Source organism: Streptomyces sp. NPDC007088 (genome assembly GCF_042869355.1).
Classification (GTDB): Bacteria; Actinomycetota; Actinomycetes; order Streptomycetales; family Streptomycetaceae; genus Streptomyces.
This window is the reverse complement of the sequence record NZ_JBIAFO010000019.1, coordinates 95,547-117,046: the sequence shown is the minus strand read 5'-3', so window position 1 is coordinate 117,046 and position 21,500 is coordinate 95,547. Positions and strand designations below refer to the sequence as shown.

19 protein-coding genes are annotated in these 21,500 nt (G+C 70.5%); 3 read left to right on the top strand and 16 right to left on the bottom strand.

Annotated features, from left to right (window positions below):
- Positions 1-91 precede the first annotated feature (91 nt).
- The 7 genes from truB to rimP form a co-directional block, all read right to left on the bottom strand.
- Positions 92-997 (bottom strand): tRNA pseudouridine(55) synthase TruB, encoded by a 906-nt coding sequence (gene truB, locus ACFYMP_RS25975; RefSeq protein ID WP_388861983.1) that lies wholly within the window; start codon positions 995-997, stop codon positions 92-94.
- Positions 994-1,488: a 30S ribosome-binding factor RbfA gene (gene rbfA, locus ACFYMP_RS25970; RefSeq protein ID WP_388861981.1), complete on the bottom strand. Its 495-nt coding sequence runs from the start codon at positions 1,486-1,488 to the stop codon at positions 994-996. Before rbfA ends, truB begins: the two co-directional genes overlap by 4 nt.
- A gap of 201 nt (positions 1,489-1,689) precedes the next feature.
- Positions 1,690-1,983: a DUF503 domain-containing protein gene (locus tag ACFYMP_RS25965; RefSeq protein WP_388861979.1), complete on the bottom strand. Its 294-nt coding sequence runs from the start codon at positions 1,981-1,983 to the stop codon at positions 1,690-1,692.
- 158 nt (positions 1,984-2,141) lie between these two features.
- A complete protein-coding gene (gene infB, locus ACFYMP_RS25960; protein ID WP_388861977.1) occupies positions 2,142-5,237 on the bottom strand; it encodes a translation initiation factor IF-2 in 3,096 nt (1,031 codons plus the stop codon).
- A 146-nt stretch (positions 5,238-5,383) separates the two neighbouring features.
- Complete coding sequence (locus tag ACFYMP_RS25955) at positions 5,384-5,662, bottom strand: YlxR family protein (RefSeq protein WP_388861975.1); 279 nt, start codon at positions 5,660-5,662, stop codon at positions 5,384-5,386.
- Positions 5,663-6,228: 566 nt separating this feature from the next.
- Positions 6,229-7,299 (bottom strand): transcription termination factor NusA, encoded by a 1,071-nt coding sequence (gene nusA / locus ACFYMP_RS25950; RefSeq protein ID WP_388861973.1) that lies wholly within the window; start codon positions 7,297-7,299, stop codon positions 6,229-6,231.
- Between the two features lie 2 nt (positions 7,300-7,301).
- Positions 7,302-7,868: a ribosome maturation factor RimP gene (rimP, locus tag ACFYMP_RS25945; protein ID WP_388861971.1), complete on the bottom strand. Its 567-nt coding sequence runs from the start codon at positions 7,866-7,868 to the stop codon at positions 7,302-7,304.
- Between the two features lie 727 nt (positions 7,869-8,595).
- Between rimP and ACFYMP_RS25940 the strand changes: the two genes are divergently transcribed.
- The 3 genes from ACFYMP_RS25940 to ACFYMP_RS25930 are packed head-to-tail and all read left to right on the top strand — an operon-like array spanning position 8,596 to position 10,583.
- Entirely contained in the window at positions 8,596-9,012 is a 417-nt protein-coding gene (locus ACFYMP_RS25940) for a hypothetical protein (RefSeq protein ID WP_388861969.1), read from the top strand.
- Positions 9,012-9,602 (top strand): ferritin-like domain-containing protein, encoded by a 591-nt coding sequence (locus tag ACFYMP_RS25935; protein ID WP_388861967.1) that lies wholly within the window; start codon positions 9,012-9,014, stop codon positions 9,600-9,602. Before ACFYMP_RS25940 ends, ACFYMP_RS25935 begins: the two co-directional genes overlap by 1 nt.
- A gap of 30 nt (positions 9,603-9,632) precedes the next feature.
- The gene (locus tag ACFYMP_RS25930; protein WP_388861965.1) at positions 9,633-10,583 is read left to right on the top strand and encodes an aminoglycoside phosphotransferase family protein; all 951 of its coding nucleotides are present in this window, start codon (positions 9,633-9,635) and stop codon (positions 10,581-10,583) included.
- Between the two features lie 457 nt (positions 10,584-11,040).
- On the opposite strand, the gene ACFYMP_RS25925 is transcribed toward ACFYMP_RS25930, so the two are convergent.
- The 9 genes from ACFYMP_RS25925 to ACFYMP_RS25885 all read right to left on the bottom strand — a co-directional run bounded on the left by ACFYMP_RS25925 (position 11,041) and on the right by ACFYMP_RS25885 (position 20,986).
- Positions 11,041-12,735: a proline--tRNA ligase gene (locus ACFYMP_RS25925; RefSeq protein WP_388861963.1), complete on the bottom strand. Its 1,695-nt coding sequence runs from the start codon at positions 12,733-12,735 to the stop codon at positions 11,041-11,043.
- Positions 12,736-12,804: 69 nt separating this feature from the next.
- A complete protein-coding gene (locus ACFYMP_RS25920; RefSeq protein ID WP_388861961.1) occupies positions 12,805-13,389 on the bottom strand; it encodes a GNAT family N-acetyltransferase in 585 nt (194 codons plus the stop codon).
- Between the two features lie 578 nt (positions 13,390-13,967).
- Positions 13,968-14,765 carry an ABC transporter ATP-binding protein gene (locus ACFYMP_RS25915; protein ID WP_388861959.1) on the bottom strand — a complete coding sequence of 266 codons (798 nt, stop codon included), beginning with the start codon at positions 14,763-14,765 and terminating at the stop codon, positions 13,968-13,970.
- Positions 14,762-15,706: an ATP-binding cassette domain-containing protein gene (locus tag ACFYMP_RS25910; RefSeq protein WP_388861957.1), complete on the bottom strand. Its 945-nt coding sequence runs from the start codon at positions 15,704-15,706 to the stop codon at positions 14,762-14,764. The genes ACFYMP_RS25915 and ACFYMP_RS25910 overlap by 4 nt, the downstream gene beginning before the upstream one ends.
- Positions 15,703-16,584: an ABC transporter permease gene (locus ACFYMP_RS25905; protein WP_388861955.1), complete on the bottom strand. Its 882-nt coding sequence runs from the start codon at positions 16,582-16,584 to the stop codon at positions 15,703-15,705. Before ACFYMP_RS25905 ends, ACFYMP_RS25910 begins: the two co-directional genes overlap by 4 nt.
- Positions 16,581-17,546: an ABC transporter permease gene (locus ACFYMP_RS25900; protein WP_388861953.1), complete on the bottom strand. Its 966-nt coding sequence runs from the start codon at positions 17,544-17,546 to the stop codon at positions 16,581-16,583. Before ACFYMP_RS25900 ends, ACFYMP_RS25905 begins: the two co-directional genes overlap by 4 nt.
- A 7-nt stretch (positions 17,547-17,553) precedes the next feature.
- On the bottom strand, positions 17,554-19,077 hold the full coding sequence (locus ACFYMP_RS25895) for an ABC transporter substrate-binding protein (protein ID WP_388861951.1): 1,524 nt from the start codon (positions 19,075-19,077) through the stop codon (positions 17,554-17,556).
- Between the two features lie 54 nt (positions 19,078-19,131).
- Positions 19,132-19,881, bottom strand: a complete 750-nt coding sequence (locus ACFYMP_RS25890; protein WP_388861949.1) for a DUF1684 domain-containing protein — start codon at positions 19,879-19,881, stop codon at positions 19,132-19,134.
- Between the two features lie 259 nt (positions 19,882-20,140).
- Positions 20,141-20,986: a GNAT family N-acetyltransferase gene (locus ACFYMP_RS25885; protein ID WP_388861947.1), complete on the bottom strand. Its 846-nt coding sequence runs from the start codon at positions 20,984-20,986 to the stop codon at positions 20,141-20,143.
- Positions 20,987-21,500: the final 514 nt, after the last annotated feature.

The window sequence follows — 21,500 nt, the reverse complement described above, 5'->3', positions numbered from 1 at the left end:
CCATCGTTCTGGGGCCGGGGCCCCAGGAATCGCGCCGTGCCCGGCGCCCGCACCCGAGGCGCCGCGCACGGACGCCGCCGCGGCCGCACCGTCAGGCGAACACGGCCAGGCTCTTGGCCTTGCCCCGTTCCGCCTCCACGAGGACCAGGAGCCTGCCCTGCGGGTCGTACACGCCGACGGGGCCGCGCCCCGTGTACTCGTCCGGCATGTCGAGCCGGACGCCGTTGAGCAGGAGGGCGGCGCGCCGGGCGTCGACGTCCCAGCGGGGGAACGCCGCACCGGCGGCCTCGCCGACCGGCATCACGGTCAGCTCCTCCTGGAGCTGCTCCAGCGTCCTGGCGCCGTCCAGACGGTACGGTCCGACCCTCGTGCGGCGCAGCGCGGTCAGGTGACCGCCGACGCCGAGCTGTGCCCCCAGGTCGCGGGCCAGTGCCCGGATGTAGGTGCCCGACGAACAGGTCACCGACACGACGAGGTCGAGCACGGGCGTACCGTCCTGCGCGACGTCGGGCCGCACGTCGTACACGACGAAGGACGACACGGTGACGGGGCGGGCGGGGATCTCGAAGTCCTCGCCCTCACGGGCCCGCTTGTAGGAGCGCTTGCCGTCGATCTTGATGGCGCTGACCTTGGACGGCACCTGCATGATGTCGCCCCTGAGGCGCGCGACCTGCTCGTCGACCTGCGCACGGGTCACGGCGGACGCGTCCGCGGAGGACGTGACCTCGCCTTCCGCGTCGTCCGTCACGGTGTTCTGACCGAGCCGGACGGTGCCGACGTACTCCTTCTCGGTCAGTGCCAGATGGCCGAGGAGCTTGGTCGCCCGCTGTACCCCGAGGACCAGCACACCGGTCGCCATCGGGTCGAGCGTTCCCGCGTGGCCGACGCGACGCGTGCCGGCGATGCCGCGCATCTTGGCCACCACGTCGTGCGAAGTGAAGCCGGACGGCTTGTCGACGATGACCAGGCCGTCCGGCGTCGTGCTGTGCTTCGTCATTCTGCGGTGCTGTCCCCGTCCTTGCCCTGCGGCTCTGCCCCGTCGTCGCCCTCGTCCTCGGAGTCGGTGTCCTCGGCGGGCTTGCGGTAGGGGTCGGCTCCCGCGGCGTACGCCGCCCCGGTGGACGCCTGGCGTACCTCGGCGTCCTTGGAGCGGGCCTTGTCCAGCAGGTCGTCGATGGTGCGCGCCGTGTCCGGCAGCGCGTCCGGGACGAAGGTCAGGCTGGGGGTGAAGCGCACGCCGGTCTGGCGCCCGACCTCGGAACGCAGAACACCCTTGGCGCTCTCCAGCGCGGCGGCGGAGGCCGCGCGCTCCTCGTCGTCCCCGTAGACCGTGTAGAAGACCGTGGCCTCCCGGAGGTCGCCGGTGACCCGGGCGTCCGTGATGGTCACGAATCCCAGTCGCGGGTCCTTGATTCGCCGGTCCAGGGTCTCCGCGACCACGACCTGGATGCGATCGGCCAGCTTACGGGCGCGCGCGTTGTCGGCCACCGGTCCGTCTCCCTACTTCCTGCTGTTCCTGCGTCGGATGTGCTGCTCTTGGTATTGCTCTGGTAGGCCGTCCGGGGCCGGGCACGGCTCCGTCCGGCTGCTCCGTACGGCGTACGGGGCGACGTCAGGCCCCGCGCCGACGGGGTGGTGCCACACCGCCCCGTCCGGCGTCGCCGCCGGTCTCGTCGGTGGACGTCGCCCTCAGTCGTCGTCTCCGTGGAAACGCCGGCGTACGGCGAGCAGTTCCACCTCCGGACGTCCCGCCACGAGCCGTTCACACCGCTCCAGTACGTCCGTGAGATGGCCGGCGTCGCCGCTGACCAGGGCCATACCGATCTCGGCCCGCCGGTGCAGGTCCTGGTTTCCCACCTCCGCCGCGCTCACCGCGTACTTCCGCTGGAGTTCGGCCACGATGGGACGCACCACGGAGCGTTTCTCCTTGAGCGAGTGGACGTCGCCGAGGAGCAGGTCGAAGGACAGTGTCCCCACATACATGTCGTTCCGGATGTCCCGCCGGTCCGGGGTACGGGACCCTGTCACTTCTTGACAGGGACACCCAAACCGTACACGCAACGTACGGGGCCGATCGACGGAAATAACTCCCGCCGACCGGCCCCGGTACGTCAGCCGTGCATCAGCCGTGCGTCAGCACGTCAGGCACGCGGCTTCTCGCGCATCTCGTACGTCGCGATGACGTCGTCGACCTTGATGTCGTTGAAGTTTCCGAGGTTGATACCGCCCTCGTAGCCTTCGCGGATCTCGGTGACGTCGTCCTTGAAGCGACGCAGACCCTCGATGTTGAGGCTCTCCGCGATGACCTTGCCATCGCGCAGCAGCCGCGCCTTCGTGTTGCGCTTGACCTCGCCGGAGCGGATGAGCACACCGGCGATGTTGCCGAGCTTGGAGGAGCGGAAGACCTCGCGGATCTCCGCGGTGCCCAGCTCGACCTCCTCGTACTCCGGCTTGAGCATGCCCTTGAGGGCCGCCTCGATCTCCTCGATGGCCTGGTAGATGACCGAGTAGTACCGGACGTCCACACCTTCGCGCTCGGCCATCTGCGTGGCACGCCCCGCGGCGCGCACGTTGAAGCCGATCACGATGGCGTCGGAACCCATCGCCAGGTCGATGTCGGACTCCGTGACCGCACCGACGCCGCGGTGCAGGACCCGGATGTCGACCTCTTCGCCGACGTCGAGCTGGAGCAGCGAGGACTCGAGAGCCTCGACCGAACCAGAGGCATCGCCCTTGATGATGAGGTTGAGCTGCTTGATCTCGCCTTCCTTGAGGACCTTGTCCAGGTCCTCCAGGGAGACGCGACGCGTGCGCTTGGCGAAGGCCGCGTTGCGCTCGCGGGCAGCCCGCTTCTCGGCGATCTGCCGGGCCGTACGGTCCTCGTCGACCACGATGAAGTTGTCACCGGCGCCGGGGACGTTGGTGAGGCCCAGGACCTGCACCGGCGTCGAGGGACCGGCTTCCTCGACCGTGTTGCCGAGGTCGTCGAGCATGGCGCGGACACGGCCGTAGGCGTCGCCGACGACCATGGTCGAGCCGACCCGCAGCGTGCCTCGCTGGACCAGGACGGTCGCGGTGGCACCGCGGCCCTTGTCCAGGTGAGCCTCGATCGCGATGCCCTGCGCGTCCTGCTCCGGGTTGGCCCGGAGGTCGAGCGAGGCGTCGGCGGTGAGGACCACGGCCTCCAGCAGGCTGTCGATGTTCAGACCCTGCTTGGCGGAGATGTCGACGAACATGGTGTCGCCGCCGTACTCCTCGGCCACGAGCCCGAACTCGGTGAGCTGACCGCGCACCTTGGTCGGGTCGGCGCCGTCGACGTCGATCTTGTTGACCGCGACGACGATCGGGACGTCGGCCGCCTTGGCGTGGTTGAGCGCCTCGATCGTCTGCGGCATCACACCGTCGTTGGCGGCCACCACGAGGATCGCGATGTCCGTCGACTTCGCACCACGGGCACGCATGGCGGTGAACGCCTCGTGACCCGGGGTGTCGATGAAGGTGATGCGACGTTCGGAGCCGTTGACCTCGGTCGCGACCTGATACGCACCGATGTGCTGCGTGATCCCGCCGGCCTCACCCGCGATGACGTTCGTCTTGCGGATGGCGTCCAGTAGCCTGGTCTTACCGTGGTCGACGTGACCCATGACGGTCACTACCGGCGGCCTGGCGACGAGTGCTTCCTCGCCGCCCTCGTCCTCGCCGAACTCCAGGTCGAAGGACTCGAGCAGCTCGCGGTCCTCCTCCTCGGGGCTCACGATCTGAACGGTGTAGTTCATCTCGGAGGCGAGCAGTTCCAGCGTCTCGTCCGTGACGGACTGGGTCGCCGTGACCATCTCGCCGAGGTTCATCATCACCGCGACGAGCGACGCCGGGTTGGCGTTGATCTTCTCGGCGAAGTCGGTGAGCGAGGCACCACGCGACAGGCGAACGGTCTCGCCGTTGCCGCGCGGCAGCATCACGCCGCCGACCGACGGGGCCTGCATGGCCTCGTACTCCTGGCGCCTCTGCCGCTTCGACTTGCGACCGCGCCGCGCGGGACCGCCGGGACGCCCGAAGGCACCCTGCGTGCCGCCACGGCCACCCGGACCACCGGGACGACCGCCGAAGCCGGGGCGACCGCCGCCGCCACCGCCGGGACGACCGGCGAAGCCGCCGCCACCGCCGCCACCGCCGGGACGACCGGCGAAGCCGCCGCCACCGCCGCCGCCACCGGGACGACCGGCGAAGCCGCCGCCACCCGGGCGACCGCCGCCGCCACCGGGACGACCGCCGCCACCGGGACCACGGCCACCGGGGCCGCCACCGGGACGGGGACCCGCCGCGGGACGCTGCGGCATCATGCCGGGGTTCGGACGCGCGCCGCCGCCACCGGGGGCGCCGCCGGGACGCGGGGCCTGCGGACGGGGCATACCACCGGGCGTGGGCCTCGCGGCACCGCCCTGGCCCTGCGGACGGGGGCCACCCTGGCCGCCGCCCTGCGGACGCGGAGCGCCACCGGGGGCACCGGCGCCGCCGGGACGCGGGGCGCCGCCCGGACGGGGCGCCTGCGGGCGCGCCATACCGGTGGAGCCGCCGGAGGTGAAGGGGTTGTTACCGGGACGCGGACCGGCGGGACGGCCACCGGGGCGTCCGCCCTGGCCGCCGGGGCGCGGGGCGCCCTGACGGTCGCCACGGCCCTGGCCACCCTGACCCTGACCGCCCTGACCCTGGCCCTGGCCGCCCTGGGGCGCCGGACGAACGCCGGGCTTGGGGGCACCGGGGCGCGCGGCGGGCCGGGGGGCGGACTGGCTGGGCTGCTGCGGAGCCTGCGCCGGAGGCGCGGTGAACTCGGGCGCGGCGGGCGCCGGAGTGCTGGGCGCCGGAGTGGCCGGCTTCGGCGCGGCGGGACCCGGGCGGGGGCCCGGACCGGGCCGCGAGGCCGGCTGCTCGCTCGCGGCGGGCTTGGCCGGCGCGGGCTTCGGGGCGGCCGGACGGGCCGCCTGAGAGGGGGACGGCGCGGCCGGCGAAGGCGCCGACGGCCGTGCGGGCGCCTGCTTGCGCGGCGCTCCGGGACGGGGACCGGACTTGCCGGCACCGCCGCCCTGCTGGAATGCGTCAGTCAGTTTGCGTACTACCGGCGCCTCGATCGTCGAGGACGCCGAACGGACGAATTCACCGAGTTCTTGGAGCTTGGCCATGACAGCCTTGCTCTCGACGCCGAACTCCTTGGCGAGTTCGTATACCCGGACCTTAGCCACTTCGCTCCTTTTAGGTCCGGGGTGCGCCGGACCGTCGCTACTTCATGGGCGTACTCATCGCGTACTCATCGAGTGCTCATCGCAATCTCGACCTACTTCCAACTCGCGAGGTACCAGGGCCGCACGGGGGTTCCGGACGGCGCTTCTTACGGTGTTGCGTGCTCGACAAAGCGGCGAAGATCCGCCGTGTCGAGCGCTCCCTGGACCCGAAAGGCCCGGGAAAAGGCCCGGCGGCGAACCGCCAGGTCGATACATGCCGGGGTGGGATGCACGTACGCACCCCGGCCGGGCAGCGTACCGCGAGGATCGGGGAGACAGGCTCCCCGCACCATCACCGTACGCAGCAGAGCGCTCTTGGCCGCTCGCTCCCGACACCCCACACAGGTGCGTTCAGGGCACACGCGGGTATGCGTCCGACCAGACACCGTTAAGTCTACCTCCCCGCACCGCCCTCACCCCTTTGGGGCAAAAATCGAACGGCCGTCTTCTTTTGGTCTGCCTCGATCGTGCACCATTGGCGGCTCGATCCGCACGAGAGTTACCGCCAGGCGCGGTACGAGGCCGCTCCTCGTGGCGCTGATCAGCACCACGCTTGATCCCACGCGTCCGGTCGCCCCGCTCACGCTGCACTCGGTCGTTCCCACGGAACGAACGCGACGGTGCGCGCCCGGTGTCCCCAATTTGCACGGGGGACCGGGGACGCGTGGCGCTCCCGGGAGACGAGGCCGCCGGGGCGGCCTGACGCCCGCGCCCTTCACAGGACAGCGGACCCGCGAGACTGGACAGCGGACCCGCAGGGCGACCGCCCTGCCCCGTGGCATATTCCACGGGGCAGGCGAGGCAGCTCCCAGATACGCAAGCCCCTCCCCGGTCCACGGTCGCTCCGAGCCCTGGAGCCCCGTCGCCCGGCCCCTCGGCCCGTCGGCATCGTCCGGCCTCGGCCGGCTCGTCGCCATCAGGCCGAGACGATCCCGGGACGGCGGCACCCCCTTCAGGAGCGCTCGCGCTGGGGCCCCCTGTCGCGGGAGCTCTCGCGCTCCGCGCCGTCACCGCGCTCCGGGGCGTCCCCGGTCCCGGGGTTCTCCGTGTCGGGCCGGATGTCGATGCGCCAGCCGGTGAGACGCGCCGCCAGCCGGGCGTTCTGGCCTTCCTTGCCGATGGCCAGGGACAGCTGGTAGTCGGGCACCGTCACCCGCGCCGAACGGGCGGCCATGTCGACGACCTCGACCTTGCTCACCCGAGCGGGAGACAGGGCGTTGGCCACCATGTCGGCGGGGTTGTCCGACCAGTCGACGATGTCGATCTTCTCGCCGTTCAGCTCCGCCATCACGTTGCGCACCCGGCCGCCCATGGGGCCGATACAGGCCCCCTTCGGGTTCAGGCCGGAGCGCGTCGAGCGCACCGCGATCTTGGTGCGGTGCCCCGCCTCCCGCGCGATCGCGGCGATCTCGACGGAGCCGTCGGCGATCTCCGGGACCTCCAGGGCGAACAGCTTCTTCACGAGGTTGGGGTGCGTACGCGAAAGCGTCACGGACGGACCGCGCATCCCCTTGGCCACCCGTACGACGTACGAGCGCAGGCGCGTGCCGTGCTCGTACTCCTCGCCCGGCACCTGCTCCTGGACCGGGAGGATCGCTTCCAGCTTGCCGATGTCGACCAGGACGTTCTTGGGGTCGCGCCCCTGCTGGACGACGCCGGTGACGATGTCGCCCTCACGCCCCGCGTACTCCCCGAGGGTCACGTCGTCCTGGGCGTCCCGAAGCCGCTGGAGGATGACCTGCTTGGCCGTGGTGGCCGCGATGCGGCCGAAGTCCGAGGGGGTGTCGTCGAACTCGCGGGGGGCCGCGCCGTCCTCCAGCCCTTCGAGGTCGGCGGCGTCCTCCCTCGCCCAGACCGTCACGTGACCGCTTTCGCGGTCCAGACGGACCCGCGCGCGGCGCCGGCTCCCCTCGGTCCGGTGGTAGGCGATCAGAAGGGCCGACTCGATCGCCTCGACCAGCAGGTCGAAGGAGATCTCCTTCTCCCGGACCAAGCCCCGCAGGGCACTCATGTCGATGTCCACGGCTACGCCTCCTTCGCCTTCTCGGTCTGCGCGGCGGCCTCGGCCTGCCCGGCATCCTTGTCGGCGGCGTCCGTCTCGCGGTCCGCCGCCCTGTCCTTACGGTTGAACTCGATCTCGACCCTGGCCTTCGCGATGTCGGAGAAGGCCAGCCGACGCGAGGTGGGCTTGCGCCCCTTGACGCCCGGCACCTCCAGGTCGAGGCCGTCGTCGTCGACGCCGAGGATCCGTGCCACCAGCTCACCGGCCTCGGCGATCTGGAACTTCACCAGGCGCCCCACGGCACGTACGTAGTGACGGTGCTCCGTCAGCGGCCGGTCCGCGCCGGGTGAGGTGACCTCCAGGACGTACTCGCCGTCGCCCATGGCGTCCGACTCGTCGAGCTTGGTGGACAGCTCACGGCTGAGTTCGGCGCAGGTGTCGAGGGCGACACCCTCGTCCGAGTCCACGACCACCTGAAGCACACGCCTTCTGCCCGCGGGAGTCACCGTGATCTCTTCGAGATCGAGTTCCTTGGAGAGGACGAGCGGTTCCAGCAGTTGCCGCAGCCTCTCGCTCTGGGTGGTGCTCATCCGGGTGACTCCTCGGCCGCGTGTGCTGTTGTGGTGGGTCATGTGTCAGGTCAAAGGGTATCCGGTCCTGAAGCCGCTTGCCGCCACGTGCTCCGCGGCACGGACCGGTCCGGCCCGCCGCCTCGTCGCCGTCCGGGTCCCCCGTCGATCCGGCGAACTTCTGTACGCCTTCCGATGGACCCCACGGCCGCGCCCGGCGCCCGCTCGTCTGTACGAGAGGGGAGCGCGGGTACGGTGATCACCGACGTACCGCATCGGCTCATGGCCCCGTTTGCTCAGTCTCGGCCGACCGATTCCCCACAGGTCTCGCCGGACGGCCCCCCGCGTGAGCGTTCGACGTACCCGGGCCCCTGCGACGCGTCGTGCCGCCAAGCCCTGCCGTCCGTCCGCTCCCAGCCCGCTCCTGCCCCGTCGCCCGACCGTACGAGCCGCCTGCCCCACCGGCCGACTCGCTGGGCGGCCCTGTCGCCGCCCACGGCTCCCCAACCCTCGGGGCGCCCGCTCCGTCGTCTGCTGTCCGCCCGAACCGCCGAGGATGCCTGCCGTGTCGCTGCCCCGTTCGCCGAGTAGTACCCCGCCAGGGCCCCGCAGAAGGAGCCTGCTCCTCTCCAGCGCCGCAGCGATCGGGGTGACGTTCGCGAGCGGGTGCTCCGGCGGGGACGAGGAGGCGGGGAGCCGCACGCGCAGGGCGGAGGCATCGGCCGCCCAGCGGCTGAGTGAGCGTGCGGTGCGCGACAGCGAGGCACTCCTGCGCCAGTACGACGCCGCCCTGCTGGCCCACCCGGACCTCGGCTCCCGCCTGCGTCCCCTCCGTCACGACGTCGCGGAGCACAGGGCGGCGTTCCACGCGGCGAGTTCCGCCCACGAAAAGCCCTCTCCCGGAGAGACGTCCCCCTCCCCTGGGGCCACTGACTCAGGGAGTGCCACGGTGGCGGGCGCCTCACCGGGAGCGACGGATTCAGCGCCCTCGGCGCCCCCGGACACGCGGGGCACGCTCGCCGCACTCGCGGCGGCGGAGCGGAGGCTGGCCGACAGCCGTTCCCGACAGCTCGTCGACGCGCCGGACGAACTGGCCCGGCTTCTCGCCTCGGTCTCGGCCGCGGGGGCCGCCCACGCCTATCTGCTGACGGAGGGCAAGAAGTAATGGGATTCCAGGAGGACGCGGCGCACTTCGGGAGCGCGCGCCACGCGTCGCCGGACGCCAAGGACGGTGCCGTCGGTGACGACAAGAACGGCGCCGAGAGCGGTAGGGACACGGCGCGGCTGCTGCGCGCCGTCCAGGCCGCTCTGCGCGCGGAACATGCCGCTGTCTACGGTTACGGCGTGGTGGGTGGCCGCGTGCACGCCGATCGCCGCGGCGACGCCCGAGCCGCGTTTGACGCCCACCGGGCTCGGCGCGACGAACTCGAGAGAACGGTGCGCGACTTGGGCGGTACGCCGGAGCCGGCAGCCGCCGCCTACGCACTGCCCTTCGCGGTGGCGAACGCCGCTGCCGCCGTGCGGCTCGCAGTGGACCTGGAGGACAAGGTCGCCGGCGTCTACTCGGATCTGGTGCGTGCCTCGGCCGGACAACGCCGGCGGGACGCGGCCGCCGCGCTGCGGGAGTCAGCGGTGCGCTCCGCGCGTTGGCGGGGCGGCAGCGTAGCCTTCCCAGGTCTCGCCGAACGATCGGTTCCAGCCACCGGCGCCTCCGTCAGCCCCGCCCCGGGGCCCAGTACGTCGCGGGACGGATGAACAGGAATCGGCCGAAAGGATGCGTCCCGCATGGTCCTCGAACCGCCCCGGCGTCTCGTACGAGCCCTGGCCGAGGGACACCACGCCGGGGACACCGGGGACGCAGGGGACCGCGCCGCCTCGTGGCTGGAGGAGCTGCCGGGACTCGTGGACGCCGCCGTCGCACGCTACGGGCTGCGGGTCGAACGACTGCTCCAGCCCGGGGGCCGCAGCAGTGTGGCACTTCTCGTGCACCGGCACGACGGGACTCCCGCGGTCCTGAAGATGGCCCCTCCATCGGCCGCTCCCGCTCTGGAGACCGCCGCTCTGACGCACTGGGCGGGCCTTGGAGCATGCCGCCTGCTGGAGGACGGCTCCCAGCGCCCCGAGACGCCCCAGGGCACGTCCGAGCCCGGCTCCATGGTGCTGGAACGGCTGCGTCCAGAGGTGTCCCTGAACTCCCTGCCCCAGGCCAAAGCCATGCTGGAGGCCGCGGACACGGTGCGCCGTCTGTGGGTGGAACCGCCGCGGGACGTCCCCTTCGAGACAGTCTCCGCTCGTACGGGGCGGCACGCCGCCATGATGCGTCACTGTGCCGACGACCTCCTGCGGCCCCTCGTGGAAGCGGCTCTCGCCGTACGTGACGAGCTGCTCTCGGACAGCGCCGAGACCGTGCTGCTGCACGGGGCGTTCCGGCAGGCGAAGGTGCTGGCTGGAGAGCGACTCCCGTGGCTCGCCGTGGGCCCCGAACCCCTGATCGGCGAACGGGCCTACGACGTCGCTCGGCTGGCCCGCGACCGCCTGGAAGATCTGGTCGCGGCGAACAGTGGCGCGGCGTCCGCACGGCGCCGTGTGGCCAAGTTGGCCGACTCCCTCGACCTGGACCGCGACCGTCTGCAGGGGTGGACACATTTCCGCGCCACCGCGGCCGGAACAGCGGCTGTCGCGGCAGGACATCAACAGAGGGGGGAACTCCTGCTGGAGTTCGCCGGGTGGCTGTGACGTCGGGCGGGGCCCGAGCTCTGGTGCCGGGGACGTGACGCGGCCGCCGAGCAGCGCCCGGGAACTCTCTAAGACCCTCCGGACCGGCTGCCCCTTGCTCCGTCGGCGCCGTGGACGACGGCGTGGACGCATCGGCGGCGTGGACATGGACACAGAGGCGCGAGAAGTGGGGCTGACTCGACCGGTACGGAGAGCAGTCATACGAAGACGGGACGGCGTCAACACTGAGGGGTGGCCACTACGCCCTACGGCGTAGTGGCCACCCCATTAGCTTTTACCCGGGCTTCCTGCCCCGCAGTAGGTCTCACCGCCGGGCGGACGCGCCTCAGACCACGGCGCCACCCCTTGGTTGACCAGACGCGACGTGCCGCGCAGGGGCTGCTGACGCGGCGTGATCAGGCGGTCGGGCGACAGTCGGTAGGCAGTCAGGCAGTCAGGCAGTCAGGCGGTCAGGCGGTCAGGCGGTCAGGCGCGCGATGGCCTCGTCGACGGGAAGTTCCTCCCGCTCCCCCGTACGCCGGTCCTTCACCTCGACGATCCCTTCGGCGGAACGACGCCCGGCCACGACGATCTTCGGCACGCCGATCAACTCCGCGTCCGTGAACTTGACCCCGGGGGAAACCCCCGCGCGGTCGTCCACGAGCACGCGGGCTCCGGCAGCGCCGAGCTTCTCCGCGACCTCCAGGGCCAGCTCCGTCTGCAGCACCTTGCCCGCCGCGACGACGTGGATGTCCGCCGGGGCGACCTCGGCGGGCCAGCACAGCCCCTGCCCGTCCGCCGTCTGCTCGGCGAGGGCGGCGACGGCGCGGGAGACGCCGATGCCGTACGACCCCATCGTCACGCGCACCGGCTTGCCGTTCTGGCCGAGGACGTCGAGCTGGAAGGTGTCGGCGTACTTGCGGCCCAGCTGGAAGATGTGCCCGATCTCGATGGCACGGTCCAGCTTGAGTCCGTGGCCGCAGTTCGGGCAGGGGTCGCCCTCTTGGACGACCACGACATCGAGGTACCTGTCGACCTCGAAGTCACGACCGACGACGACGTTGCGGGCGTGGGTGTCCTTCTTGTTGGCCCCGGTGATCCACGCGGTTCCCGCGGCGACGCGCGGGTCGGCAAGGTAGCGGATCTTCAGGCCCTGGGGCCCGACGTAGCCCCGTACCAGCTCGGGCCGTCCCTCGAAGTCCTCGGCGGTGACCAGCTCGACCTCTGCCGGGGCCAGGTGCTCGCCGAGCTTGCCGAGGTCCACCTCGCGGTCACCGGGGACACCGACGGCCACGATCTCGCCGTCGACCTTCACGAGCAGGTTCTTCAGCGTCGCCGAGGCGGGGACCCCGAGCTGTGCGGCGAGGCTCTCGATGGTGGGCGTGTCGGGGGTGTCGATCTCCTCGACGGGGCCGTGTGACGCGCTCTGCTCCGTCTTGGACGGGAAGAAGGTGACCGCCTCCGTGTTGGCCGCGAAGGCACAGTTGGGACAGTCCGCGAAGGTGTCCTCACCGGCAGCCGCGGGGGCCAGGAACTCCTCGGAGGCGGAGCCACCCATCGCTCCGGAGATGGCGGAGACGATGCGGTAGTCGAGTCCGAGGCGCGCGAAGATCCTGCGGTACGCCTCTCGGTGCAGGGCGTAGGACTCGGCGAGTCCCTCGTCCGTGGTGTCGAACGAGTACGAGTCCTTCATCTGGAACTCGCGACCGCGCAGCACACCGGAACGGGGCCGGGCCTCGTCGCGGTACTTGGTCTGGATCTGGTAGAGCATGACCGGCAGATCCTTGTAGGACGTGCACTGGTCCTTGACCACCTGGGTGAAGATCTCCTCGTGCGTGGGGCCGAGGAGGTAGTCGGAGCCCTTGCGGTCCTTCAGCCGGAACAGCAGGTCGCCGTACTCCTCCCAGCGGCCCGTCGCCTCGTAGGGCTCCTTGGGCAGGAGGGCCGGCAGCAGCACCTCCTGGGCGCCGATGGCGTCCATCTCCTCGCGCACGACGCGCGAGACGTTGTCGAGCACCTTCTTGCCGAGCGGGAGCCACGACCAGATGCCGGCGGCGGTGCGCCGCACGTACCCGGCACGGACCAGCAGCTTGTGGCTGAGCGTCTCGGCGTCCGCCGGGTCGTCACGCAGTGTCTTGACCATCAATCGGGACATGCGCTGGACCTGGGCCATGGTGAACTCCTGCTGCGAAAGGGTGATGTCCAGGAGGTTAGCCGGGGCCCCGGCCGTGGCGGAAATCGGTTATGCCCCGTCCGGGCGCGAACCACGCAGTGGCAGCGATGCGCCCATCACCGCGTACGGCGTCGGCGCGCTCGGGAACAGCACCTGCCGCGCGAGGTCGATGTAGCCGAGGGAACGGTACAGCCCACGCGCGGGGCTTTCCTTGTCGATCGCCGAGAGAATGGACCGGGGCGCCTGTACGGCATCCGTGATCGTCGTGATCAGGGTCCTGCCGATGCCCCGGTTCTGGTACCCGGGACGGACATGCAACTCCGTGATCACGAACGAGTCGTCGAGCCAGCTGTCGTTGTGCATGCGCATCAGGTAGGGCTGGACGACGGTCGACCACCAGTGCGCGCGGTCGTTCGGCATTCCGTAGACGAAGCCGACGAGCCGTCCCTCGGGGGTCGTGGCCCCCAGTGCCCGCGCGCCCGGTACGGCGACGTGCCGCAACACGATCTGCCGGCGCACGTCGATCTCGTCGTCCGTCAGCCCGAAGGCGTGGGCCTGAACGGCCAACGCCTCGTCGACGTGCGCGGCCAGGTCGAGAGGGCCGACCGTGACCTGATCCGGGATCCGGGGAGCGCGCCCGGGGTAACTCGGCATGCCCGGAGACTACCCGGGGGGTGGCGGAGGGTGCCGGGCAGGGACTTCCTGTATCTGGTGACCCTGGCCATGTATCGGCGTGGATCACGCTTGTATCAGCGTGTACCAACGTGTATCAGCCGGTTGCTGTGGGCGGTGCGGTGGCAGCGGTCGGTTGCCCCGCCCCCGGCTGCCCCGTGGCATATGCCACGGGGCAGCCGGGGGCGGGGCGCCGCAAAGCGGCCTCGTGCGTCGCCGGCTCACGGCTCACGGCTCACGGCTCACGGCTCACGGCTCACGGCTCACGGCTCACGGCTCACGGCTCACGGCTCACGGCATATTCGACGGTGCGCCGAGGGTTGTCGGCCCGTCGTGGGGAACGGGCGTGCCCCGTGGCATATGCGACGGGGCACAGGGCCGTCACGCTGCACCACCCCGGCACACGTACACGCACTCGCCGCGCACTCGTCTGCGCCGCACCGCTCCCCGGACCCGTCCTCGCGTACGCCGCACCCCGGCCCGTCCTCGCGTACGCCGCACCCCGGCCCGTCCTCGCGTACGCCGCACCCCGGCCCCGTCCTCGCGTACGCCGCTCCCCGCTACGCAGCAGGCAGGCGAGGCACACTGCTCAGCAACTTGCGGGTGTAGGGATGGGACGGGGCACCCAGTACGTCGCGGGTCTCGCCCTGTTCGACGAGGCGTCCCTGTTCGAGGACAGCGGTGCGTTCACAGAGCGTCGCCACGACGGACAGGTCGTGGGAGACCATGACGATGGTGAGGCCACGCTGTTCCTTGAGTTCCGCGAGGAGATCGACGACCTTGACTCTCGTGGTGACGTCGAGGGCGCTGACCGGTTCGTCCGCCAGGAGCACGCGGGGTTCGCAGACGGTGGCCCGAGCGATGGCGATCCGCTGGCGCTGCCCGCCCGAGAACTCGTGCGGGTAGCGGCGTACGACATCGGCGGTCAGTCCGACCGCTTCGAGGGCCGCCGCGACTTTGGTGCGCGCCTCGTCGGCACTCGCGAGTCCAAGGGAGCGAAGCGGCTCGGCGACGATGGCGCCGATACGACGCCGTGGGTCGAGGGAGGAGTACGGGTCCTGGAAGACGCACTGCACGGCGGCGCGGAACCGTTTCATCTGCGCCCGGTCGCGCAGCTGAAGCGATTGGCCGTCGAAGCGCACCTCCCCGGAGCCGGGACGGCTGAGACCCAGCAGCATGCGCAGCAGTGTGGTCTTGCCGGCGCCGGACTCGCCGACCAGGGCGAGGCTGTGCCCCGTCTCCACGCGGAGGGAGATGTGCTCGACGACCGGACGGACGGCACCACGGTAGGTGTAGGAGACGTCGCGCAGTTCGAGGGCGGGCGACGTGGGTACGGGCGCGACGGTCCGCGCGCTCATCGGGTACCTCCGAGGTCGAGAGCCGATTCGAGGCGGCGTGCGCTCTCCACCAGGGCGCGGGTGTACGGGTCCTCGGCGGCGTGCACGAGGGCGCGGACGTCGCCCTGCTCGACGCCGCGACCGTTCTTGAGCACCAGGACGCGGTCTGTGATGCGCGAGACGACGGCCAGGTCGTGGCTGACGAAGAGGAGCGCCATGCCGCGTTCCTGTACGAGGCGGTCCAGCAGGCCCAGCATCTCGGACTGCACCGTGACGTCGAGGGCCGTGGTGGGCTCGTCCGCGATGAGCAGCGCGGGTGCGCACGCGAGCGCCATGGCCAGGGCGACGCGCTGGCGTTGCCCGCCGGACACCTCGTGGGGAAAGGCGCGGGCGACCCGTTCGGGTTCCGGCAGCCTCACCTGCTCCAGGCATTCGGTCACGGCGCGACGCAGCGCGCCTCCGCCGAGCCCGGTACGACGCCGCAGCGGTCCGGCGATCTGTTTGCCGACGCGCATCAGCGGGTCGAGCGCGGTCAGGGGTTCCTGGAAAACGGCGGCGGCGCCCCTGCCCCGTATCGCGGTGAGCGATCTTTCCGGCGCGCCGATCATCTGGGAGCCCAGAAGGCTGACCGAACCCCGCGCCGTCATGCCCTCCGGAAGGAGGCCGAGCGTGGCGAGCGTGGTGAGGGACTTCCCGGAGCCGGACTCGCCGATGAGGCCCAGCCGCTCGCCCGGCGCGATGTCGAAGCTCAGGTCGCTCACGAGGTCACGTCCCTCGGACGTGCGCACCGTCAGGCCCCGCACCGCGAGGACGGGGCCGTCCGGAGCCGCCCCGTCCCCCGCCACGGGGCCGTCCGGAGCAGCCCCGTCCCCCGCGCCCCGTCCCGACGCGACGGTGCCCGCGGAACGGCGCCTACGGGGCTGGTCGTACGGCTCATGGGATGCGGGCTGCTTCTGGCTCATGCGCTCCTCCGGCGTGAAGGATCAAGGGTGTCCCGCAGTCCGTCGGCGACGAGGTTGACCCCGATCACGAGGATCACCAACAGGACACCGGGGGCGATGGCACCGGCCGGCGCCGTGGTGAACGTGGCCTGGGCCTCCTGCAGCATGCGTCCCCACGAGGCGTTGGGCGGCGGAGCGCCGAGCCCCAGGTACGACAGTCCCGCTTCCGCGAGGACGGCGAGACCGAACTGCAGGGCGAGGTTCACGACGAGAGTCGGCCAGATGTTGGGGAGGACGTGGCCCAGGACGGTACGCAGCCGCCCCGTCCCGGAGGTGCGAGCCGCGGTGACGTAGTCCTGCGCCAGTACCCGTTTGACCAGGATGCGGGTCAGGCGCGCGACGACGGCGCTCTGGGCGAGGCCGATCGCCAGGACCGCGGAGCCGAGCGACGCGGCTCGTGCGGAGACGATCAGCATGGCGAGCAGCAGCGTAGGAAAGGCGATGAGGATGTCGAGGAGCGCCGAGAGGGTGTCGTCCACCCAGCCCTGGGCGTACGCGGCGAGGACGCCGAGCACGACGCCGAGCACGGCGGCGATGGCCACGGCACCGAGACCGGCCTCAAGGGCTATGCGCGCGCCGGTCATGGCCTGGGTGAAGAGGTCCCGGCCGAGCTTGTCCGTGCCGAGGATGTGGCTTCCGGCGGGCCCCGTGAGGCGGTCGCCGGTGGTGTCCTGTGGATCGTAGGGAAGCCAGAACAGCGACACGAGGGCCATGAGGACGACGAACCCGGCCAGGACGCACCCGGCAACGAGGGTGACGGAGCGGCGCCGTCCGCGACGCCGGAGAACGGGCGCCGACGCGGGGTCGGGCGAAGTGATGGTGGGAACGGGGGCGGTCATCGGGTGCCTCCGGAAAGCCTGCCGCGCAGGCGCGGGTCGATGATCCGCTGCACGAGGTCCGCGAGGAAGCCGATGAGCAGGACGGCGAGCGTGGAGACGAACAGGACGCCTTGGATGACGGGGTAGTCGTGCTGGGCGATGCCGGTGGCGAGCATGGACCCGAGTCCGGGCAGGGCGAAGACGGATTCGACGACCACCGCGCCGAGCAGCGTGGAGGCCAGTTCGATACCGAGGACGGAGATGACGGGCACGGAGGCGTTGCGCAGGCCGTGCCGCCACATGGCGCCGGCGAAGGACGAGCCGAGGGCACGGGCGGTACGCAGGTAGTCGCTTCCGAGTACGTCGAGCGTCGCCGAGCGCACGTAGCGGGTGAGCGAGGCCGACATGACGAGTGCGACGGTGACGACCGGGAGGACGAGCGACTCGATCGCCGCCCCCGGATCGGACCATCCCTCCTGCGGGAATCCACCGGACGGCAACACCCCGAGGTTGAGCGCGAACACGGCCACGAGGATCATGCCGAGCCAGAACACGGGCACCGCTAGTCCGAGTTGGGACACGGCGTTGAGGATCGCGCCGTACCAGCTACGGGAGCGGCGCGCGGCGACGTAGCCCGCCGGGACCGCGACGACGACGGCCAGGACGAACGCGGCGAGCGTCAGCGGCACGGTCACGTCGAGCCGGCCGACGACCTCCGGGCGCACCGGCAGCGAACTGACGAAGGAGGTACCGAGGTCGCCGGTGGCGAGCTGGCCGATCCAGTGCACGAACTGTTCGGGCAGCGACTTGTCCGTACCGATGGAGTGCCGCGCCGCCTCGATCTGTTCGGGGCTCGCGCCGACCGACGTGAGCGCGTTCGCGGGGTCGCCGGGCAGCAGGCGCAGCAGCAGGAACAGCACCACGCTGGCGAGCGCGAGCGACACCACGAGGAAGGCGAGGCGGCGCAGCAGGTAGGAGAGCACGAGCGAGTCAGCTCTTCTTGATGTCGTAGGCGTAGAACTGGGAGTTCAGCCCGTTCACCGGGTAGCCGCTGAGCTTGTTGCCGGCGACGACGATCTGCGGGTACAGGTAGAGCCAGTCGCTCGCGGCGTCCTGCGCGACCTTGCGGTTCACCTTCTTCAGGAGCGCGGTCTGCTGCGCTGTGGAGTCGGCCTGTTCGGCCTGGTCCACCCACTGGGAGACCTGCTTGTTGGCGTAGCCCCAGTAGAAGTCCGGATTGCCGTACCAGACGAGGTCCCGGTCGTTGACGTGCTCCTGGAGCGTCGCGCTGAAGTCGTGGTTCTTGTAGACCTTCGTGTACCACTCGTCGGGTGTGATCGTGTTGATCTTGACGGTGATGCCGACCTTGGCGAGCTGCGACTTGATGAACGTCGCGGCGGTGGGATGCGGGTCGTAGTTCGGGGTGTCCAGGGTGAAGCTGAAGCCCTTCTTGTACCCGGCCTCGCCGAGCAGTTTCCTGGCCTTGGCGACGTCGTACCCGTTGACCTTGGTCAGGTCCTCGTACCAGGGGTCGCTGGGCGGCACCATGGAGCCGATGAGCTTGCCGTAGCCGCCCCACACGGACTCCAGCAGCTTCTTGTCGTCGATCGCGGCGGAGACGGCCTGCCGGACCTTGACGTCCGTGAACGGCTTGGCCTTGTCGTTGAAGGCGAGCAGCAGCTTGGTGGTCGAGTTCCCGTCACTGACGGTGTAGTTCTGGTTGTTCTTGAACTGATCCAGCGCGTCGGGGCTCTGCTCGCTCGTGACGACGTCCAGCGCGTTGGTCAGCAGCGCGTTGTTGAGGGCGCTGGCGTCCTTGTAGTAGTGGAAGACGACCTGCTGGTTCTTCGCGGCCCCGCCCCAGTACTTCGGGGAGCGCTTGAGGCTGAGGGCCGAGCCGCGGGTCCACTTGCCGAGCCGGTACGGTCCGGTCCCGTCCTCGCTGGTCTTGAGGTTCTTCGCCTCGGAGTTGATGATCCAGACGTAGGACAGGTTGTAGACGAACGAGATCGACTTCTTCTTGAGCGTGACGCGCACGGTGCGGTCGTCGGGCGTCGCGATCGTCTTCATGACCTCGAGGTTGCTCTTGCGCGCGGACTGCGAGTCCGGCGCGACGACCTTCTCCAGGCTGTACTTCACGTCTTTGCTCGTGAGTTTCTTGCCGGAGTGGAAGGTCACGCCGTCGCGCAGGGTGAAGGTGTAGGTGAGACCGTCGTCGCTCACCTTGTAGTCCTCGGCGAGGAGCTTGTCGACCTTGCCCTTGTCGGAGAGCTTGAACAGCCCCTCGTACACGTTGCCGTTGAGCGCCTCGGTGACGCCCTGGCCACCGCCACCGGTGTTGTCGAGGTTCTGCGGTTCGTAGAGCGAGCCGACGTTGACCGTCGCGTTCTTGTCGTACGCCTGCGTGGCTCCGTGGGAGTTGCCGGAGGAGTCTCCGCCCCCGCACGCGGTCAGCGCCAGAGCGAGGACGGAAACGGACGCACCGGCGTAGAGCGAGGACTTCTTCGTGTTCATCAGGGAGTACGTACTTTCGTGCTCAACGGCGCGAACACGCCGCAGGAGTTGGGGTCAGTGCGCCTGGTAGCCGTCGCGGAAGACGGGGAGCTTCTCGCCGGCCTCGACGGGCAGGTGGAAGCGGTTCTGCCGCGGCGGCATCGGACAGTTGTACTGGTCCGAGAATCCGCACGGCGGCACGAAGGAACGATTGAAGTCCAGTACGACCTTCTGGGGCCCGGCGGCTTCGTCCGCACGGTGCACGAAGAGAAAACGCCCCGCCCCGTAGGTGCTGTCGCCATTGGTGGGGTCACCGAAGACCAGCAGGAGCGTCCCGTCGTCGTCGAAGGCGCTCAGGGTGTACTCGGCGCCGTCCAGGACGAGGGTGATGTCACCCGGTACGGCCAGCTCTCGGGTGCCGCCGTTGTCCCTGATGTGCTCGAAGGGGACCTTGCGTGCGCCCTCGACGGGAGCGTAGTCGGCCTCCAGCACCCAGTCTTGGCGGTACGGGAAGACGTCGACGCCGTCGAAGTTCTGGAGCGCCGGAGCGTGCGCGTCCCAGCGACGCAGTCCGTACTCGGCCTGCCCGCTGACAGGCTCGGTACGTTCCACCGTGGTCACTGTCACACCTGCGGGCTGTCCCGCGCGGGCGGCCTCGACGTCCGGCCTCTCTCCCAGCGGCAGCCAGCTGGTCTCGACGAGGGCCAGATTGCCGGTGGGCGCGGTGAGCGCGCGCCGACGGCCCTCGCGCCACTTCTGCCAGGACCGTTCCGCCGCGACCGCGCCGTCGTCGTCCTGCGGGGGGAACGGGGCAGCTTCAGCCATGTCGCACTCAATCACTCGGGAGGGGTGCACACCGCGTGAATCTCACCCCAAAGGGATTCCTTTATCTGCGATAAGCCGATCTAATGTCAAATGCATGTACAAGGGGTGAGACGGCTTTCACTTCTGTGGCCCCTCTTCAGCGCCGTCTGCTCAGTCGTGTCCGTGCAGTCCTGTCAGCGCAGTCCCGTCCGTGTGGTCCCGCTCAGGGCCGCTCTCCGGCCGAAACGTTCAAGCAGCTACGAGTGGGCTGATCCGTGCATCAGAACAGGACGCTCATGAACGCACCGGACTCCTGGAACCCCACGCGCCGGTACGTCGCGCGTGCGGCCGTGTTGAAGTCGTTCACGTACAGGCTCACGACCGGAGCGACGTCCGCGAGGGCGTACCGCAGGACCGCGGCCATACCGGGCGCCGCGAGCCCCCTGCCCCGGTAGGCCGGGTTGACCCAGACACCCTGGATCTGGCAGACCTCGGCCGTCGCGGCCCCGATCTCCGCCTTGAAGATCACTTCGCCGTTCTCGATGCGCGCGAAGGAGCGTCCGCTACCGACGAGTTCAGCGACCCGTGCCTGGTACAGGAGCCCGCCATCACCGACGAGGGGCGAGATCCCGACTTCCTCCGTGAACATCGCGACACAGGCCGGCATGAGCACGTCCATCTCGTCCTTCTTGACGCGCCGCACCCCGGGATCGGGGTGCACCGCGTCCGAACGGCGGTCGGTGATCATGAGCGGCTGATTGGCCCGGACTTCCCGCGCGGGCCCCCAGTGCGGCTCCAGCAGACGCCACAGCTCCCTGGTCGGCTCGACCGGACCCACGACGGAAGAGCACCGACGCCCCGCTCTGCGCGCCCGATCAGCGAACGCCCGTGCCGCTTCCGGCCCGGCGCAGATCGGTACCAGATTGGCGCCCGCGTAACACATCGAGGTCAGCACCCCGTCGCTGTACCAGCCCCACATCTCGCCACCGAGGCGCCATGGATCCAGTCCGGCCACTTGCACCCGGGACGTGACGAAGGCGTTCGCCACTGGCTCGCGCAGCAGGATCGCCAGCGCCGCGTCGAGGTCGTCGGGGTCGAGGACCCTGGTGGTGGTCTGTGTCAACACGTTCGAAGGGCCTCACCGTACGGACTACTGATTTCCGCACTGTACCCGGGAGCTTGGGACACCGCCCCAGAAGCGGTCCAGGAGGGCTTGGGGCCTACCTCGGGGAGAGGGGGAGGGGCGCACGGCCATGCGGGCGCGTGGGGCCCGGGAGCGCGGCCGGGGCCGGTTGGGGGCGCCGACTGGCGTTGGGCGGAGTGGGATACCCGCGCGCCGTCGGCATACCCGGTCGTACGCGTGAGGGGTAGCGGCTAAGGGTCCTCTGGGGCGGCAAAAGGCCCGGTGCGGTCCCTTTGGCCGTGGCAGGGAGGTACATCGCGGGCACGGGGAGCACGGGCGGGGGGCCACCCGCTCGGGCTGGGGGGGCTGGGGCTGGGGCTTCCGACGGTGGCTCCGCGTGCCAGCCTCGCTCCCCCGTGGCATATGCGACGGTGCGCGAGGCGGGCACGGAGCATTCCGTCTAGCCCAGGGCATATCAAGGGGGGCTGCCCGTGGCATATGCGACGGGGCAGCCGAA

What these genes read in the sequence shown, in the direction of transcription:
- ACFYMP_RS25930 (WP_388861965.1), top strand. Translation starts at nt 9,633, where the DNA reads ATGGTCCTCGAACCGCCCCGGCGTCTCGTACGAGCCCTGGCCGAGGGA.
- ACFYMP_RS25890 (WP_388861949.1), bottom strand. Translation starts at nt 19,881, where the DNA reads ATGGCTGAAGCTGCCCCGTTCCCCCCGCAGGACGACGACGGCGCGGTC.
- truB (WP_388861983.1), bottom strand. Translation starts at nt 997, where the DNA reads ATGACGAAGCACAGCACGACGCCGGACGGCCTGGTCATCGTCGACAAG.
- rimP (WP_388861971.1), bottom strand. Translation starts at nt 7,868, where the DNA reads ATGAGCACCACCCAGAGCGAGAGGCTGCGGCAACTGCTGGAACCGCTC.
- ACFYMP_RS25925 (WP_388861963.1), bottom strand. Translation starts at nt 12,735, where the DNA reads ATGGCCCAGGTCCAGCGCATGTCCCGATTGATGGTCAAGACACTGCGT.
- ACFYMP_RS25905 (WP_388861955.1), bottom strand. Translation starts at nt 16,584, where the DNA reads ATGACCGCCCCCGTTCCCACCATCACTTCGCCCGACCCCGCGTCGGCG.
- ACFYMP_RS25920 (WP_388861961.1), bottom strand. Translation starts at nt 13,389, where the DNA reads ATGCCGAGTTACCCCGGGCGCGCTCCCCGGATCCCGGATCAGGTCACG.
- ACFYMP_RS25915 (WP_388861959.1), bottom strand. Translation starts at nt 14,765, where the DNA reads ATGAGCGCGCGGACCGTCGCGCCCGTACCCACGTCGCCCGCCCTCGAA.
- ACFYMP_RS25910 (WP_388861957.1), bottom strand. Translation starts at nt 15,706, where the DNA reads ATGAGCCAGAAGCAGCCCGCATCCCATGAGCCGTACGACCAGCCCCGT.
- ACFYMP_RS25965 (WP_388861979.1), bottom strand. Translation starts at nt 1,983, where the DNA reads ATGTATGTGGGGACACTGTCCTTCGACCTGCTCCTCGGCGACGTCCAC.
- ACFYMP_RS25935 (WP_388861967.1), top strand. Translation starts at nt 9,012, where the DNA reads ATGGGATTCCAGGAGGACGCGGCGCACTTCGGGAGCGCGCGCCACGCG.
- ACFYMP_RS25895 (WP_388861951.1), bottom strand. Translation starts at nt 19,077, where the DNA reads ATGAACACGAAGAAGTCCTCGCTCTACGCCGGTGCGTCCGTTTCCGTC.